The sequence below is a fragment of the Bradyrhizobium nanningense genome (assembly GCF_004114535.1).
Classification (GTDB): domain Bacteria; phylum Pseudomonadota; class Alphaproteobacteria; order Rhizobiales; family Xanthobacteraceae; genus Bradyrhizobium; species Bradyrhizobium nanningense.
Genome location: NZ_LBJC01000032.1, coordinates 14,373 through 27,746, shown reverse-complemented (window position 1 = coordinate 27,746; position 13,374 = coordinate 14,373). Strand labels below are relative to the sequence as shown.

Sequence of the window (13,374 nt, the reverse complement as noted above, 5' to 3'; positions counted from 1 at the left end):
TGAAAAGGACGCAATGACATCGATCTCTCCCGGCAGCGCGGATGCGCTTTTGTTCGACCTCGGGCGCGTGGTGCTCGACATCGACTTCTCCAAGGCGATCGCCTGCTGGGCGGGGCATGCCGGCTGCCAACCCGAAAGTATCGTCGCGCGCTATGTACGCGATAGCGAAGCCTATCGGCTGCACGAAGTGGGCAAGATCAGCGACGCGGACTATTTCGCCTCGCTGCGCTCCTCGCTCGGGATCGCGATTTCCGACGCGCAGTTCCTCGAAGGCTGGAACGCGATCTTCGCCGGCGAGATGCCTGACATCGCCGAGCTGTTGCCGCGCGCAGCGAAACAGATGCCGCTCTACGCCTTCTCCAACACCAACCGGCCGCATGTCGATCATTTCTCTAAGGCATATGCCGATCTGCTCGGTCATTTCCGCGAGTTGTATCTGTCGTCCAGCATCGGCCTGCGCAAACCGGACGCGGAGGCTTTCGACCATGTGGTCGCCGCGATCGGCCTGCCTGCGGGGCGCATCGTGTTCTTCGACGACCTCGAAGAGAACATCGAGGGGGCGCGGGCGCGTGGATTGACAGCAGTGCACGTGAGGTCGCCGCGCGACGTCGGCAACGCCTTGAAAGCATTGGGCATCTGACGCCAGCCCGCCGTCACCAGAAGCCAGCTGCGAGCAGGGCTTCCTGGAACTAATTTTCCGAAAGTGTGGAACTTGATCACTTTGTGCATTTTTATACAGAGTTCCGGGAACGGAATACCGCCCTTCCGACTCTTGAGTCCGTTGGGACTTCTACATCGGACTGATCGACGTGTTGGGCAAAACCTACCTCACCAAGCAAGCCTCTCTCCTGCTTGAATTCGCAAGAAACACCTCGGATTCTGACCTGTCCGCCAAGCTGATCAGCAAGGCTGCCGACCTGAAATCGCAGGCCGATCCGCTCCCCGACAAGGACCAAGGCCCTAAACCTCCCGACGTCGCATTGGACGTCAGCCCGAACGATCCGAGCGCACGTTGACCGACGCTGGCCGTGGCGCTCGTCCTTCTCGTGCTCGCTGTGGTCATCCTCATCCCGGTCTGTCTCGCCTTCCGGATCATGCCGCGACGGACTCAAAAGCGGCCTCAGGCGTCCGAGTGCTCTCGTTCCCGCGAGGGATGCCGGATCGCCAGAATGACGATTTCACCAGCCTCTTCGTCGAGTTGGCAGTAAACAAGACAAGGGTACCGTCGCGTCACCAGCTTGCGCACGCCCTCGACTTTCTGTGGCCTCCCAAGTCGCGGGAAGCGAACAAGATTTTGAAGCGATTCGAGGATCGCAGCGCGCACGCGCAACGCGGGCTGCGCTCCCTAACATAGTCGGCAATGCTAATCAGATCTTGTGCAGCACGTGGTGTGAATCTGAGCTTCATCGCTCGAAGCGGTGAAACGCGGCCTCGATCTCGGCGTCAGAGGCAAACTGCCGGAGGTTCGCTTGTGCGAGCCCCTCAAGGACCGCAGGAAGATGGCTGGGGTCGATTTCCTCGGGCTCCCCTACGTTGCCGGTCAGAGCCAACATCGCGCGCGCGATCTCGTCCTGGCTATCCGCAGGAAGCTGCCGCACGGCTTGGAATGCCTCTTCGAGCAATTTTGTCATCGACGGAAAGATAAGCCCAGGTTGCGCCGAAAGGAAGTGCGTCTTCTCGCTCGTCTGAGGGCCCCTTTTGCGTCGGTCCCTCCGCTCGGCTAGAACCATGCCGATCCAGCCTTGATTTGTTGCGGAGTCGCCTGTGGCCCTGATGCCGGTTTCCGATGCCCTTGCTGCGGTGCTGGCGGGTGCAGAGCCGCTGCCTGAACAGATGGTGGCGCTCAATGAGGCCTATCACCGCGTGCTCGCGCATGATGTCGCGGCGCGGCGCACCCAGCCGCCGCAGGCCATGTCGGCGATGGACGGCTATGCCGTGCGCGCGGCTGATGCGGCGACGATCGATTCCAGGCTGATTGTGATCGGCGAGGTCGCAGCCGGCCGTCCTTTCGCGAGAGCGGTCGGCGCCGGCGAAGCCGTGCGGATCTTCACCGGCGGCGTCGTACCCGACGGTGCGGACGCGGTCGTGATCCAGGAGGACACCGTCGCGGACGGCACCAGCGTCACGATCAAGGAAGCCGCGATCACCGGACGGCACATCCGCCCGGCCGGCGTCGATTTCCGTGAAGGCGACGTCCTCCTGCGCAAGGGAACCCGTCTGACAGAGCGCGATCTCGCGCTTGCGGCCGCGATGAACCACCCGCAGCTCGCCGTCTGCCGCCGCCCGAGGGTCGCAATCCTCGCCACCGGCGACGAACTGGTGATGCCGGGCACCACGCCCGGGCACGGCCAGATCGTCTATTCCAACGGCTACGCCCTGCACGCGCTCGCCCGCAGCGAGGGCGCCGAGACCATCGACCTCGGTGTCGCCGCGGACACCATGGAGGCCACCTCCGCCGGGATCCGCCGCGCCCGCGAGAGCGGCGCTGACATCCTGATCACGACCGGCGGCGCGTCGGTCGGCGACCACGATCTGGTCCAGCAGGCGCTCCGGGGCGAAGGCATCTCGATGGCCTTCTGGAAGATCGCGATTCGGCCCGGCAAGCCGATGATGCACGGACGGCTCGGCGCGATGCGCGTGATCGGCCTGCCCGGCAATCCGGTGTCGTCCTACGTGTGCGCGTTCCTGTTCATGGTGCCGCTGATTCGCGCTTTGTCGGGCCATTCAGTGTTTCATCATCGTCGCGAGCGCGCCGTGCTGGGCCGCGACCTCGGCGCCAACGACCAGCGCGAGGATTACTTGCGCGCGCGCCTGGAGCTGCGCGACGACGGCACGTCCGTCGCGATTCCCGTCAGCCACCAGGACTCCTCTCTGCTTGCGAATCTTGCTGCGGCACAGGTACTTCTCGTGCGCCCACCGTTCGCGCCGAAGGCCGAGGCCGGCAGCCCTTGCGAGGTGCTACGGCTCCCCGTCTGAGCGCTCGGCCACACGCATTGCGCGAGTTTCGCTTCGTTCACGGTAAATTAAGCAGTTGCGGAACATGTATCGAACATATAGTGTCCGTTCATGATTTGTTTCGAGCATGTAGCGGCTTATCGCTGAACTCATCGTCTCGGAATCGAACGACATCAACCGGGGGACTTTGGTCGAGATGTTAACGCGCAAACAATACGAGCTTCTGCGGTTCATCAGCGAACGTTTGAAGGAAAGCGGCGTGCCGCCCTCCTTCGACGAGATGAAGGATGCGCTCGACCTGCGCTCGAAGTCAGGCATCCACCGCCTGATCACCGCGCTCGAGGAGCGTGGCTTCATCCGCCGCTTGCCCAACCGCGCCCGCGCCATCGAAGTGATCAAGCTGCCGGAGCTCCAGGCTGCCGCCGGCGCCCGGCGCGGCTTCACGCCAAGCGTCATCGAGGGCAATCTCGGCAAGATCCGCGCGAGCTCCAGCCCATCGGTGGACGAGGGCGAGCGGCCCGTTGCGGTGCCCGTGATGGGCCGCATCGCGGCGGGTACGCCAATCGAGGCGTTGCAGACCCGCAGCCACACCATCAGCGTGCCGCCCGACATGCTCGGCTCGGGCGAGCACTACGCCCTCGAGGTGCGCGGCGATTCCATGGTCGAAGCCGGTATCCTCGACGGCGACATGGCGCTGATCCAGCGCAACGAGAGCGCCGATACCGGCGACATCGTGGTGGCGCTGATCGACGACGAGGAGGCCACGCTCAAGCGCTTCCGCCGCCGCGGCGCCTCGATCGCCCTCGAGCCCGCCAATGCCGCTTATGAGGTGCGCATCCTGCCGCCGAACCGCGTGAAGATTCAGGGCAAGCTGATCGGGCTTTACCGGAAGTACTGATTCCGGAAAGGACTCGATCCGGAAGTATTTGGCGCCTACGTGCTCCTTCGATCGGCATCGCCGATCAGAGATTGGAGCGGATGAATGTCCGCTCCGGCTGGATAGTCTTTCCGGTTCTGCACAGATTATCCGCCTCCTCCTCCAGGCGACATCCTCGGCGGAGCGTACCAAGCAACATCGCTTCACGGCCTTTCGGGTTCGAGAGGACAGCCGAGCGCTGGATCGTTTGGATGCAGATGCAGCCGTCGCGGAGCTGATTGCGGATGGGCACGCGGGGACACTGCCGCGCAAGCGCATCACCATGTCCGCAACAACTCGGCAGTGAATGCCGCACGCCGCAGCGCCCGCAATGCAATTACGCAGTCTCGCGATCGCGCTGGGATGCAGGCTGTCGCATTTGCCGTCATTGACACGACGACATAGACACGACGCCGTCCAAATGCACGGCAGCCCGCTTTGTTCCTAGTGAATCAGGGAAAGATAATGTGATCGCAGCGCACGGATCCCAGCCGCAGATTCGCCTACAACCAAGCAGAGCGTTGGTGCTTATACTCTGACAGAGGCCTGCGCCTCCAAGAGGGGTGCGGGTCGCTATCTTCGCATGAGGAGCACCCGATGTGTGACTATAGCCTGCATGCCGTCGCGACGCGCCCCGCTGAAGTCGGCGAGACGATCGTCACGACAACCTTCCGCGGCACCTCGACGCGCGGCTTCGCCTCCGAGGCCGATCTCTCCGTTGCGGTCTGCCTGCTGCCGGGAACGGAGCTCGCCTTCGCCGACAACGTCCGTTACGACAATCGCTGGATCTGGACGCGCACCGTCAACTCCCGCGTCGGCAAGTTCGGCAAGATCGATCCGCACATTCCCGATCGCCATCATGACGCGATCGAATTCCCTGATGGCAAGTACGTGCTGGTGACTCAGCTCGTCGAAGGCCAGCGCGCAACCGTGCTGCAGCTGCCGGTGACCCAAGCGGTCGGCGAGCGCGAGCACAAGCCGCAGATCGTCGCCGACAGCCAGCCGCCGGTCACGCCCCTGCCGATGGGCTGACAGGGGCTCAGTCCTCCGCCTGAAGATCGGCCTCGGACGGGGTCGCATCCTTGCTGCGCGGAGCTGCCGCCCTCGGCATGAGGGCGCCTTCGAAATCTCCCTCGCCGGCGGCCGCCGGCGACCAGGGACGGTTCGTGCCCCTCGCCCTCACCGCCTGGACGGCAAATCCGTCGCCACGCTGCGTCAGAGCCAGCGCGCCCTGGCGGACGAGCCGCTGCCGGTCCACCACCATCGCCGCGCAATCGGGTGGCGCAGACCGTGACGTCACGACCAGCGCGGCGCGGCTGCAATCGTCCGTCAGCGCGTCGATGCGCGAGGCCAGCGCGACCAGCCGCCCGTCGGCGAGCGGTGTGACGCAGCCGGCCTCGTCGCACGACACCGCTTCGGCCAACGCGCTATTGCCGGCATCGCGCGGATCGGCGTCGGCCGCCAGCCACTCCTGCAGCAGGAAATTGTCCTTGCCCGCCCTGATCAGGTGCAAACGCCCGTCCCCGCCCCGCACGGCAACGCTCGCGCCGTCCCCGGCAATGAGAATATCGGGCTGCCGCACCGACAGGCCCCAGGCGATGGCAGTCAGCAGCACCACGGCACCGCCCCAGCGCAAGGGCGTGCGCAAAAGGCCCATCAGGATGATGCCGAGGCTCGCTGCGATCAGCGGCGCGATGCCGAACGCCGGGATGTGGCCCACTGCGCCCGGCAATGCCGCCACCCAGCGCGAAACCGCGACCATCCAGTCGATGCCGAGGCCCATCAGCCACCAGAACATGCCGTCGAGCCCGAACGGCGCTGCGAGCAGGCCGAGCAGCCCCGCCGGCATCACCAGCGCCGAGACCACCGGCATAGCGCCGAGATTGGCCAGCACACCGTAGGGCGTGACGCGGTGGAAGTGGAAGGCGGCATAGGGCGTGGTCGCAAGCCCCGCGATCAGCGAGGCCAGGAACAGCATCGCGATCTCGCGGCCGCCCCACAGCGCGACGCGCGCCGTCGCGGAATGATCGGGCGATGCGAACAGGTTCGGCATGCCGATCTGCACCAGCGCGACCAGCCCGAGCGTTGCCGCAAACGACATCTGGAAGCTCGGATGCACCAGCGCCTCCGGCGCAAGCGCGAGCACGATCAGCGCCGCCACGGCCAGCGTGCGGAAGGTGATGGCGCGGCGATCGACCATCACCGCGATCAGCACCACCGCCGTCATGAAGAACGATCTTTGCGTGGCGACCTCTGCCCCCGAGAGCAGCAGATAGAACGCAGCCGCCACCAGCGCGGCGGCGGCCGACCATTTCTTGATGGCGAAGCCGACGGCCAGGCCCGGGATCAGCGCCAGCAGCGCGCGCACGGCGAAGAAGACGACGCCCGCGACCACCGCCATGTGATAGCCGGAGATCGACAGAACGTGCCCGAGTCCCGAGACGAACATCGCGTCATTGACGGGCGTGGAAATCGTATCGCGCCGCCCGGTGAGCAGCGCGGTTGCGATCGCGCGGTTGTCGCCCTCGAGGGTTACGCGGATGCGGGCATCGATCGCATCGCGCAGGCCCTGCATGAAGGCGGCATAGCGCAGCCGCAGGCCGCCTTCATCAGGCGGTATTGAAGCCGTGATCGCGCCCATCACGAAGCCGGAGGCACCGATGCCCTGAAAGAACATGTCGCGCGAAAAGTCGTAGCTGCCCGGGCGCATCGGCGAGAGCGGCGGCATCAGCCGCGCCTTCAATTGAACGAAGCTGCCGACCTCGGGCGCGGTGCCCTTGCGCACGGACAGGCGGACGCGTTCCAGCTTGACGTCGCTGCGCTGCGCCTCCATGGCGGTGACGCGCAGCACGAAGCGATCGGTGCGCTCACGGATGTCGCGCGTCTCGACGAATCCCGACAGCGACACCGAATAGAGCGGTTTTGCCAAAACGGTATGCGCGATGCGCGCGGTCTTCCAGGTCGCCACGGCAAAGCCGGAAGCGACCGCCGCAATCATGAGCGCCGCGGCGAACAGCCGGCTCCGCCGCAACAGGATCGCGCCGAGCAGGAGTGCGGCGGCCGTCGTGGCGACAACCCACAGCACCGGCTCGTGATCGGCGGCAAAATACAGCGCGATGCCGTCGCCAAAGGCGACCGGCACCCACGGTAGCAGGCGCCCGGGGCCAGCTTCGGCGCGGGCCCACTCCCGCAATGTCTCGACGATCGCAGGCCAGATGCCAAAGCCGGCCGGAACAAAGCCGCGGGCGGGCGCAGCGCGGCCGACCGGCCACGTCCCGACAACTCCCTGGGCGCGTACTGGCCGGCCCGGCTCCGCCATTTCCCTGCACCTTACGCGACGCGATTGGCACTGAAGCTACCGGAACGTGCGGTCAGGCGAATAGCGGTACAGATCGGGAACGCGGGAAGGCGCCCCTACTTTTCCTCTTCCATCGTCACGGCCACCGACGCCTTGGCCGACAGCCGCACCTTGTTGCCCTCGACATCGGCAACGAGGCCCTTGTCGACGAAATGATGATGGCCCTTGTGGCTGCCCTCACCGCTATCCTTCTTGGTCAGCTTGATGCGGTTGCCTTCGACCTTGTCGACGGTGCCGACATGGACGCCGTCGGCGCCGATGACTTCCATATGCTCTGCGATGTTCTGCATGGTGGGATCCTTGTTGGACCCACACAACGTCTGAGAGGCCTTTCCGTTCGTTCGTGACAAAACCGTCCGGCGCGATGGGCGACCGTTCCATCTCGGATCGGGGCAGCCTCGCTTCAGGTCGATTGAGCCGAAAGTCTCATAAGAAGCCAGCCCCGGCAGGATTACACTGCTTCTACGCCTCCCCGGCCGACGGGCAGGCGTGATAGCTCGCGGTACCGAAGAGACCGCTGGAGCTCTTTCTCAGGTGACTCAAGCAGCCCTGAGACCAGCGGACGCAACTCGCAATTCTCGCCTGTAGCGTCGTACGCCGCCGCGAATGGGCGCTGAAAGGCGCCAGGAGTAGCGTTTGAATTTGATAGGAGCAGCACATGGCAGTTCAAGTACCGAGCGATTTTCGCCGCGTGATTGTTGCCGCGTCGGTGGGAAACGTCATCGAATGGTATGATTTCTATATCTTTGGCAGCCTGGCCGCAGTTCTGTCGGTTAAGTTCTTCGAGCAGACCCACGCGGTTGCAGCCCTCCTCAGCACGATCGCGCTGTTCACTGCAGGATTCCTGATCCGTCCACTGGGGGCTTTCCTCTTTGGATGGATGGGCGACCGGGTCGGGCGAAAATATACATTCCTCGTCACGCTGAGCGGAATGGGATTGGGTACGGGGGCAATCGGGTTGATCCCGACCTACCAGTCCATCGGTCTCACGGCGGCGTTCGTTCTATTCGGCTTGCGCATGATCCAGGGTCTGTGCCTGGGCGGCGAATATGGCGGCGCCATCACCTATGTCGCGGAGCATGTGCCGGATGACAAGCGCGGCTACTACACCGGCTGGCTACAGACCTCTCCGACTCTCGGCATCGTGGTGTCACTGGGCGTGATCATCCTGACACGGACCTGGTTCGGCAATCAGGTCTTCGACGAGTGGGCATGGCGCGTTCCGTTCCTGGTGTCATTCCTGTTGGTAGCCATCGCGATCTATATTCGGCTCCAGCTCCAGGAGACGCCGATCTTCCAGGAGATCAGGGCCCGCGGCCAGATGACGACGAATCCGTGGAAGGAGGCTTTCCTCAGCTCGAACGTCAAATTCATCGGGATCGCAATCGTCGTCCTGATCGGACAGGGCGTGGTGTGGTACAGCGGTCAGTTCTGGGCGCTGTACTTCCTTCAGCAGGTCTCCAAGGTAGACCCGCTGACCTCCGCCTACATCGTGGGAGCCGCGCTGCTGATTGCCACACCGAGCCTGATTTTCTTCGGCTGGCTGTCGGATCAGATCGGCCGCAAGCCGGTAATCCTGGGCGGCATGTTGCTCGCAGCGATCACGTACTATCCGCTGTACCTATGGCTGGGAACGGTCACGCAGCCCGGGAACATCAACTACCCCATTGCGATCTTCATTATCTTCATCCTGGTTTGCTATGTCGGGATGGTGTACGGGCCGGTCGGCGCGTTTCTGGCGGAATTCTTTCCCGGCAGGATCAGGTACACGTCAGTGTCGGTGCCGTACCACATCGGCAACGGCTGGGGTGGTGGATTGGTGCCGTTCATCACGTCGGCGGCTTTTGCGGCGACCGGGAGCATCGGCTACGCGTTGATCTACCCGATTGCGGTGCCTGCGGTGTGCTTCGTGCTCGCTGTCTTCCTAATGCCGGAGACGCGCAAGATCAGCATCTGGCAACCGATCGAGCCCAGAACGGCATCGTGACGGAATAGTCTTGGTGCAGGACCGCAAGCCCTGCACCATGGCCGCATCGGCCCCTCAGCGCGATAACGATCATTCGGATCCTCGTCACGCCCACACGTTGTCCGCGGCATGGTCAAGTCGAGCCTCGCCTCCGGCCGCCAGCGCATAGCGGTCGGCGGAGAGTTCGGCCGATTGCTGTTTCAGCCGGCCGGGTGATGCCAGCGATCGTGCCACCAGGCGCTGAAGTCACGATCGGTCATCAGCTCCCAGCCACTGAGCAGGATCACCAGCAGACCAGACAATACGCTGCTCGCCGTGGTTGACGCCTGGTCATAGCCAATGGTCCAAGGCGCCAGCAACAGCGCCAGGCCCAGCAGCATTTCGCCCCACTCTTCCAGGTAAGACGGGATGACAAAGGCCTCTACGGCAAACAGCATGACGCCGAGCCCAAGCGCGATGGTGATCCAGACCGCCGCCCCGGATGAACCCAGGACGAAGGACGACAGGACCAGCCACACGCCCACCAACAGGCTGGCAGCGTCTTGCCAATGTTGGATGCGCATAATGCTCACCTCCCCTCTGGTATTTATATGGGGCGCACCGTTGAAGAATCATCCCTCCGGCCTGCGTTGTGTTGCCGCGACTGCCGGTCCGGAACCTGCGTTCAATCCTGGCCACCCATGCCCTGCAAAGGCCCTTGCGAGTGCGGCGCACCAGGATGCAGATTGTCCGAGCTTGACAGGTGTCAATGTCTACCGCTCCCGGCCTACCCAGTTCGCGCCCGGAACAAGAGGGAGATGACGCCATGCGAGAAATGGAAATCCACGACTATGCGCGGCAGTTGCTGGAAGCACATGGCCCCAAAGCCATTGCCGAAGCCGCCCAAAACGCCATCGATCTCGAGTCAAAGGGCGAGCTCGAACTGGCCCGAACCTGGCGGCATATCGAAGACGCCATGAAGCTCATGCGCGGGCCACACCAAAGCTGAAGCGGCCGCCGCGCGCGCAAAACTGCCTGACTGCGAGCTGCGCCATGCCGGACTGAGGCTGACGCGGCGCCAGCGTTGAACGTGGACCACAGTCCGTCGCAAGCCGCTCGGTTGCGGCCGAACGGCAACGCGATCTCAGGACGCTGATCTGGGAGCGAAGCCATGGTTGCGAAATGTGCGACAGCCGACGATCTCGTGAAGGCGATCAAGGACGACAACGTCCAGATGATCGATTTGCGGTTCACCGACCTGCCGGGGATGTGGCAACATTTTTCCGTCCCGCCAAGCGCGGTGAATGCCGATGCCCTCAATGAGGGCATTGGATTCGATGGCTCATCGATCCGCGGCTTCCAGGAGATCCAGGAAAGCGACATGCTGGTTGTCGCGGATCCGGCGACGGCCTTCGTTGACCCCTATAGTCAGGCAAAGACGCTGGTCCTCATCTGCAACATCAGAGACCCGGTGACCGGCCAATCCTATAGCCGGGACGCCCGCTACATAGCCCAGAAAGCCGAAACCCACCTCAAGGGCACCGGGCGGGCCGATACGAGCTACTTCGGCCCGGAAGCGGAGTTCTTCGTATTCGACGACGTACGCTACGGACAGGGCATCAACTACGCCATGCACGAAATCGATTCCAGCGAAGGCAGCTGGAACACCGGCGCAGAGGAAGCACCGAATCTGGGCCACAAACCGCGCCCGAAGGAGGGATATTTTCCCGTTCCCCCAACCGACAGCATGCAGGCGCTACGCACCGAAATGGTGCTGACGATGGAATCGCTGGGGATCCAGATTGAAGCCCATCACCATGAGGTCGCGACCGGCGGTCAAAACGAGATAGACATGCGCTTTACCACCCTCACCCGCATGGCCGACAATCTGATGATCTACAAATACGTGGTGAAGAACACCGCGCATCAGCACGGCAAGACCGCGACGTTCATGCCAAAGCCGCTGTTCGAGGACAACGCTTCGGGCATGCACGTTCACCAATCGCTGTGGAGGGGTGAGACCAATCTATTCTACGACAAAGCTGACTATGCCGAGTTGAGCCAGTTCGGCCGCTACTATATCGGCGGGCTATTGAGCCACGCCTGGGCGTTGTGCGGGCTTTGCGCCCCCACCACGAACTCCTATCGGCGTCTGGTTCCGGGTTATGAAGCTCCGATCAACCTCGTCTACTCCCAGCGCAATCGCTCCGCCTGCTGCCGGATTCCGATGTATTCGCCAAATCCACGCGCAAAGCGCGTCGAGTTTCGTTCACCCGATCCGTCCTGCAATCCCTACCTGGCCTTCGCTGCAATGCTGATGGCCGGCCTTGACGGCATCGACAACCGGATCGACCCGGGCAGCCCGATCGACAAGAACCTGTACGACCTCCCGCCTGCGGAGGCGAAGGAGGTGAAGTCGACGCCGGGATCGCTGGATCAGGCACTTGACGCGCTCGAGCGCGATCACGCATTCCTGCTGCGCGGCGATGTCTTCACCGCCGACGTGATTGAAACCTGGCTCGACTACAAGCGCAAGAAAGAGGTCGATCCTATCCGGCTGCGCCCTCACCCTTACGAGTTCCATCTCTACTACGACATCTAGGGCATTTTTTCGCCGGCCTACCTCTCATACCAACCGACGAGGGTCGCTTCCGCGATCACGTGCTTGCGCGCCTCTCGCTCGACGTCGGCGCAGGATGCATTGGCCTTTGCCGGCAGGCCCTCGATCGAGAGGGCAAGCAGTCGGAAGTGATAATGATGAGGCCCATGGCCATGCGGTGGACACGGGCCGCCATAGCCCACCTTCCGAAAATCGTTGACGGCTTGCTTCATTCTGGCGTTCTGCGCAGCGTTGATCGCAAATTCCGTGACCGCCGGCGGAATGTTGTAGACTGCCCAATGATGCCATTTGCCGGCAGGCGCATCGGGATCGTCGCAGAGCAGGACAAGACTCCGCGCCCCCTCCGGCGCGTCGCTCCATTGCAGAGGTGGCGAAAGATTTTCGCCGTCACAGGTAAACCGTCGCGGAATTGCGGCACCATCGGCGAAGGCGCTTGAAACGAGTTTCATGGCTCTCTCCTCGATCCGAATGATGTATTCTAGCTCGGTCCTGCCCGGTGCGGAATCCATCGCCGTCAGCTAAGATGAGGGGAGACGCATTGGGAACTGTTGCAGCAAAATAGCTCGTCATGCGACCGCTTTTCCATCCGAGCCTCGTTAACGGTCGCTACGGCGATCCGACGGTCTATGTCGAAACGCTGCTCGAGAAGCGAAGTCTGCTGTTCGATATTGGAGAGATTGCTTCACTGGCGCCACGGAAGATCCGACGCGTCGACCAGGTCTTTGTCTCGCATGCGCATATCGATCATTTCGTTGGCTTTGACCATCTGCTGCGTTTGCTCGTCGGGCACGAGAAATCGGTGCAGCTGTTCGGTCCGCCCGGCTTAGCCGAGCACGTCTTTCACAAGCTTCAGGCCTATCGCTGGAACCTGGTCGAAAACTATCGCTGCGATCTTGTTTTCGATGTCAGCGAACTTGGAGCGGACAATTCCATTTCCGCCACGCGGTTCCATCTGAGGAAAGGCTTCGCAGCAGAGCCATCCGGCTCTCGTAAGACCATTGCGGGCGCACTCTGCGATGAACCTACCCATCGCATGTCAGCCGCGATCCTTGAACATGGCACGCCCTGCCTCTGCTTTGCGCTGCAGGAGGCGGCCCATGTCAACGTATGGAAGAACAGGCTCTCGGAGCGTGGACTACCCGTCGGACACTGGTTGCTGTCGCTAAAGAAGGCCGTCGTCGAGCGTCGCGCGGAAGATCATTTGATCCGTATCGAAGAAGCGGCCAAGTCGGATCGCCTCGTGCCACTCGCAAGCCTGCGCGATCTTGTGACGGTCACTGCCGGCCAGAAAATCGCCTATGTGACCGATGTTGCCGACACGCCGGCCAATCGTGCCTCCATCGTGGCGCTAATTCAGAATGCAGACATCCTCTTCATCGAGGCGGCGTTTGCGGACGCGGACGCCGCAATAGCGAAGGAGCGGGCTCATCTTACCACCACGGCTGCCGGAGAAATCGCACGAGAAGCCAATGTCCGCCGCGTCGAGCCCTTTCACTTCTCTCCGCGCTATGCGGGAGAGCAGGAGCGGATGCTGGCCGAGGTGATGGCGGCGTTTGGGGCACCTCGCGCCTGAGACTCGG

15 protein-coding genes are annotated in these 13,374 nt (G+C 63.0%); 9 read left to right on the top strand and 6 right to left on the bottom strand.

Annotated features, from left to right (window positions below; all coding sequences use genetic code 11):
* Positions 1 to 13: 13 nt before the first annotated feature.
* Positions 14 to 640, top strand: a complete 627-nt coding sequence (locus tag XH84_RS27975) for an HAD family hydrolase (protein ID WP_128919364.1) — start codon at positions 14 to 16, stop codon at positions 638 to 640.
* Positions 641 to 809: 169 nt separating this feature from the next.
* Complete coding sequence (locus XH84_RS27970) at positions 810 to 1,016, top strand: hypothetical protein (protein ID WP_128919363.1); 207 nt, start codon at positions 810 to 812, stop codon at positions 1,014 to 1,016.
* Positions 1,017 to 1,120: 104 nt separating this feature from the next.
* Here XH84_RS27970 and XH84_RS27965 read toward each other — a convergent pair whose 3' ends face one another.
* Positions 1,121 to 1,324, bottom strand: coding sequence for a type II toxin-antitoxin system RelE/ParE family toxin (locus XH84_RS27965; protein WP_245471874.1), 204 nt, complete (start codon positions 1,322 to 1,324; stop codon positions 1,121 to 1,123).
* A gap of 79 nt (positions 1,325 to 1,403) precedes the next feature.
* Entirely contained in the window at positions 1,404 to 1,631 is a 228-nt protein-coding gene (locus tag XH84_RS27960; protein WP_128919362.1) for a hypothetical protein, read from the bottom strand.
* A 133-nt stretch (positions 1,632 to 1,764) separates the two neighbouring features.
* On the opposite strand from XH84_RS27960, the gene XH84_RS27955 reads away from it, so the two are divergent.
* The 3 genes from XH84_RS27955 (at position 1,765) to XH84_RS40065 (ending at position 4,903) form a co-directional block, all read left to right on the top strand.
* Positions 1,765 to 2,976, top strand: coding sequence for a molybdopterin molybdotransferase MoeA (locus tag XH84_RS27955; protein ID WP_128919361.1), 1,212 nt, complete (start codon positions 1,765 to 1,767; stop codon positions 2,974 to 2,976).
* Between the two features lie 175 nt (positions 2,977 to 3,151).
* Entirely contained in the window at positions 3,152 to 3,853 is a 702-nt protein-coding gene (gene lexA, locus XH84_RS27950; protein WP_128919360.1) for a transcriptional repressor LexA, read from the top strand.
* 615 nt (positions 3,854 to 4,468) lie between these two features.
* Positions 4,469 to 4,903: a hypothetical protein gene (locus XH84_RS40065; protein WP_164936246.1), complete on the top strand. Its 435-nt coding sequence runs from the start codon at positions 4,469 to 4,471 to the stop codon at positions 4,901 to 4,903.
* Between the two features lie 7 nt (positions 4,904 to 4,910).
* On the opposite strand, the gene XH84_RS27940 is transcribed toward XH84_RS40065, so the two are convergent.
* Together XH84_RS27940 and XH84_RS27935 are read right to left on the bottom strand one after the other, a co-directional pair.
* On the bottom strand, positions 4,911 to 7,190 hold the full coding sequence (locus XH84_RS27940) for a ComEC/Rec2 family competence protein (protein WP_128919359.1): 2,280 nt from the start codon (positions 7,188 to 7,190) through the stop codon (positions 4,911 to 4,913).
* Between the two features lie 95 nt (positions 7,191 to 7,285).
* Positions 7,286 to 7,519: a DUF2171 domain-containing protein gene (locus XH84_RS27935; RefSeq protein ID WP_128919358.1), complete on the bottom strand. Its 234-nt coding sequence runs from the start codon at positions 7,517 to 7,519 to the stop codon at positions 7,286 to 7,288.
* Positions 7,520 to 7,887: 368 nt separating this feature from the next.
* On the opposite strand from XH84_RS27935, the gene XH84_RS27930 reads away from it, so the two are divergent.
* Positions 7,888 to 9,216: an MFS transporter gene (locus XH84_RS27930; RefSeq protein WP_128919357.1), complete on the top strand. Its 1,329-nt coding sequence runs from the start codon at positions 7,888 to 7,890 to the stop codon at positions 9,214 to 9,216.
* Between the two features lie 179 nt (positions 9,217 to 9,395).
* On the opposite strand, the gene XH84_RS27925 is transcribed toward XH84_RS27930, so the two are convergent.
* Positions 9,396 to 9,758: an SPW repeat domain-containing protein gene (locus XH84_RS27925; RefSeq protein WP_164936245.1), complete on the bottom strand. Its 363-nt coding sequence runs from the start codon at positions 9,756 to 9,758 to the stop codon at positions 9,396 to 9,398.
* Between the two features lie 242 nt (positions 9,759 to 10,000).
* On the opposite strand from XH84_RS27925, the gene XH84_RS27920 reads away from it, so the two are divergent.
* Both XH84_RS27920 and glnA read left to right on the top strand, forming a co-directional pair.
* Positions 10,001 to 10,183, top strand: coding sequence for a hypothetical protein (locus tag XH84_RS27920; protein ID WP_157334255.1), 183 nt, complete (start codon positions 10,001 to 10,003; stop codon positions 10,181 to 10,183).
* Between the two features lie 162 nt (positions 10,184 to 10,345).
* Positions 10,346 to 11,776 (top strand): type I glutamate--ammonia ligase, encoded by a 1,431-nt coding sequence (gene glnA / locus XH84_RS27915; protein WP_128919354.1) that lies wholly within the window; start codon positions 10,346 to 10,348, stop codon positions 11,774 to 11,776.
* 17 nt (positions 11,777 to 11,793) lie between these two features.
* Here the strand turns inward: glnA and XH84_RS27910 are convergent, their stop codons facing one another.
* Complete coding sequence (locus tag XH84_RS27910; RefSeq protein WP_128919353.1) at positions 11,794 to 12,243, bottom strand: YbhB/YbcL family Raf kinase inhibitor-like protein; 450 nt, start codon at positions 12,241 to 12,243, stop codon at positions 11,794 to 11,796.
* 119 nt (positions 12,244 to 12,362) lie between these two features.
* Between XH84_RS27910 and XH84_RS27905 the strand changes: the two genes are divergently transcribed.
* Positions 12,363 to 13,367, top strand: a complete 1,005-nt coding sequence (locus tag XH84_RS27905) for a ribonuclease Z (RefSeq protein ID WP_128919352.1) — start codon at positions 12,363 to 12,365, stop codon at positions 13,365 to 13,367.
* The last annotated feature ends 7 nt before the right edge of the window (positions 13,368 to 13,374 follow it).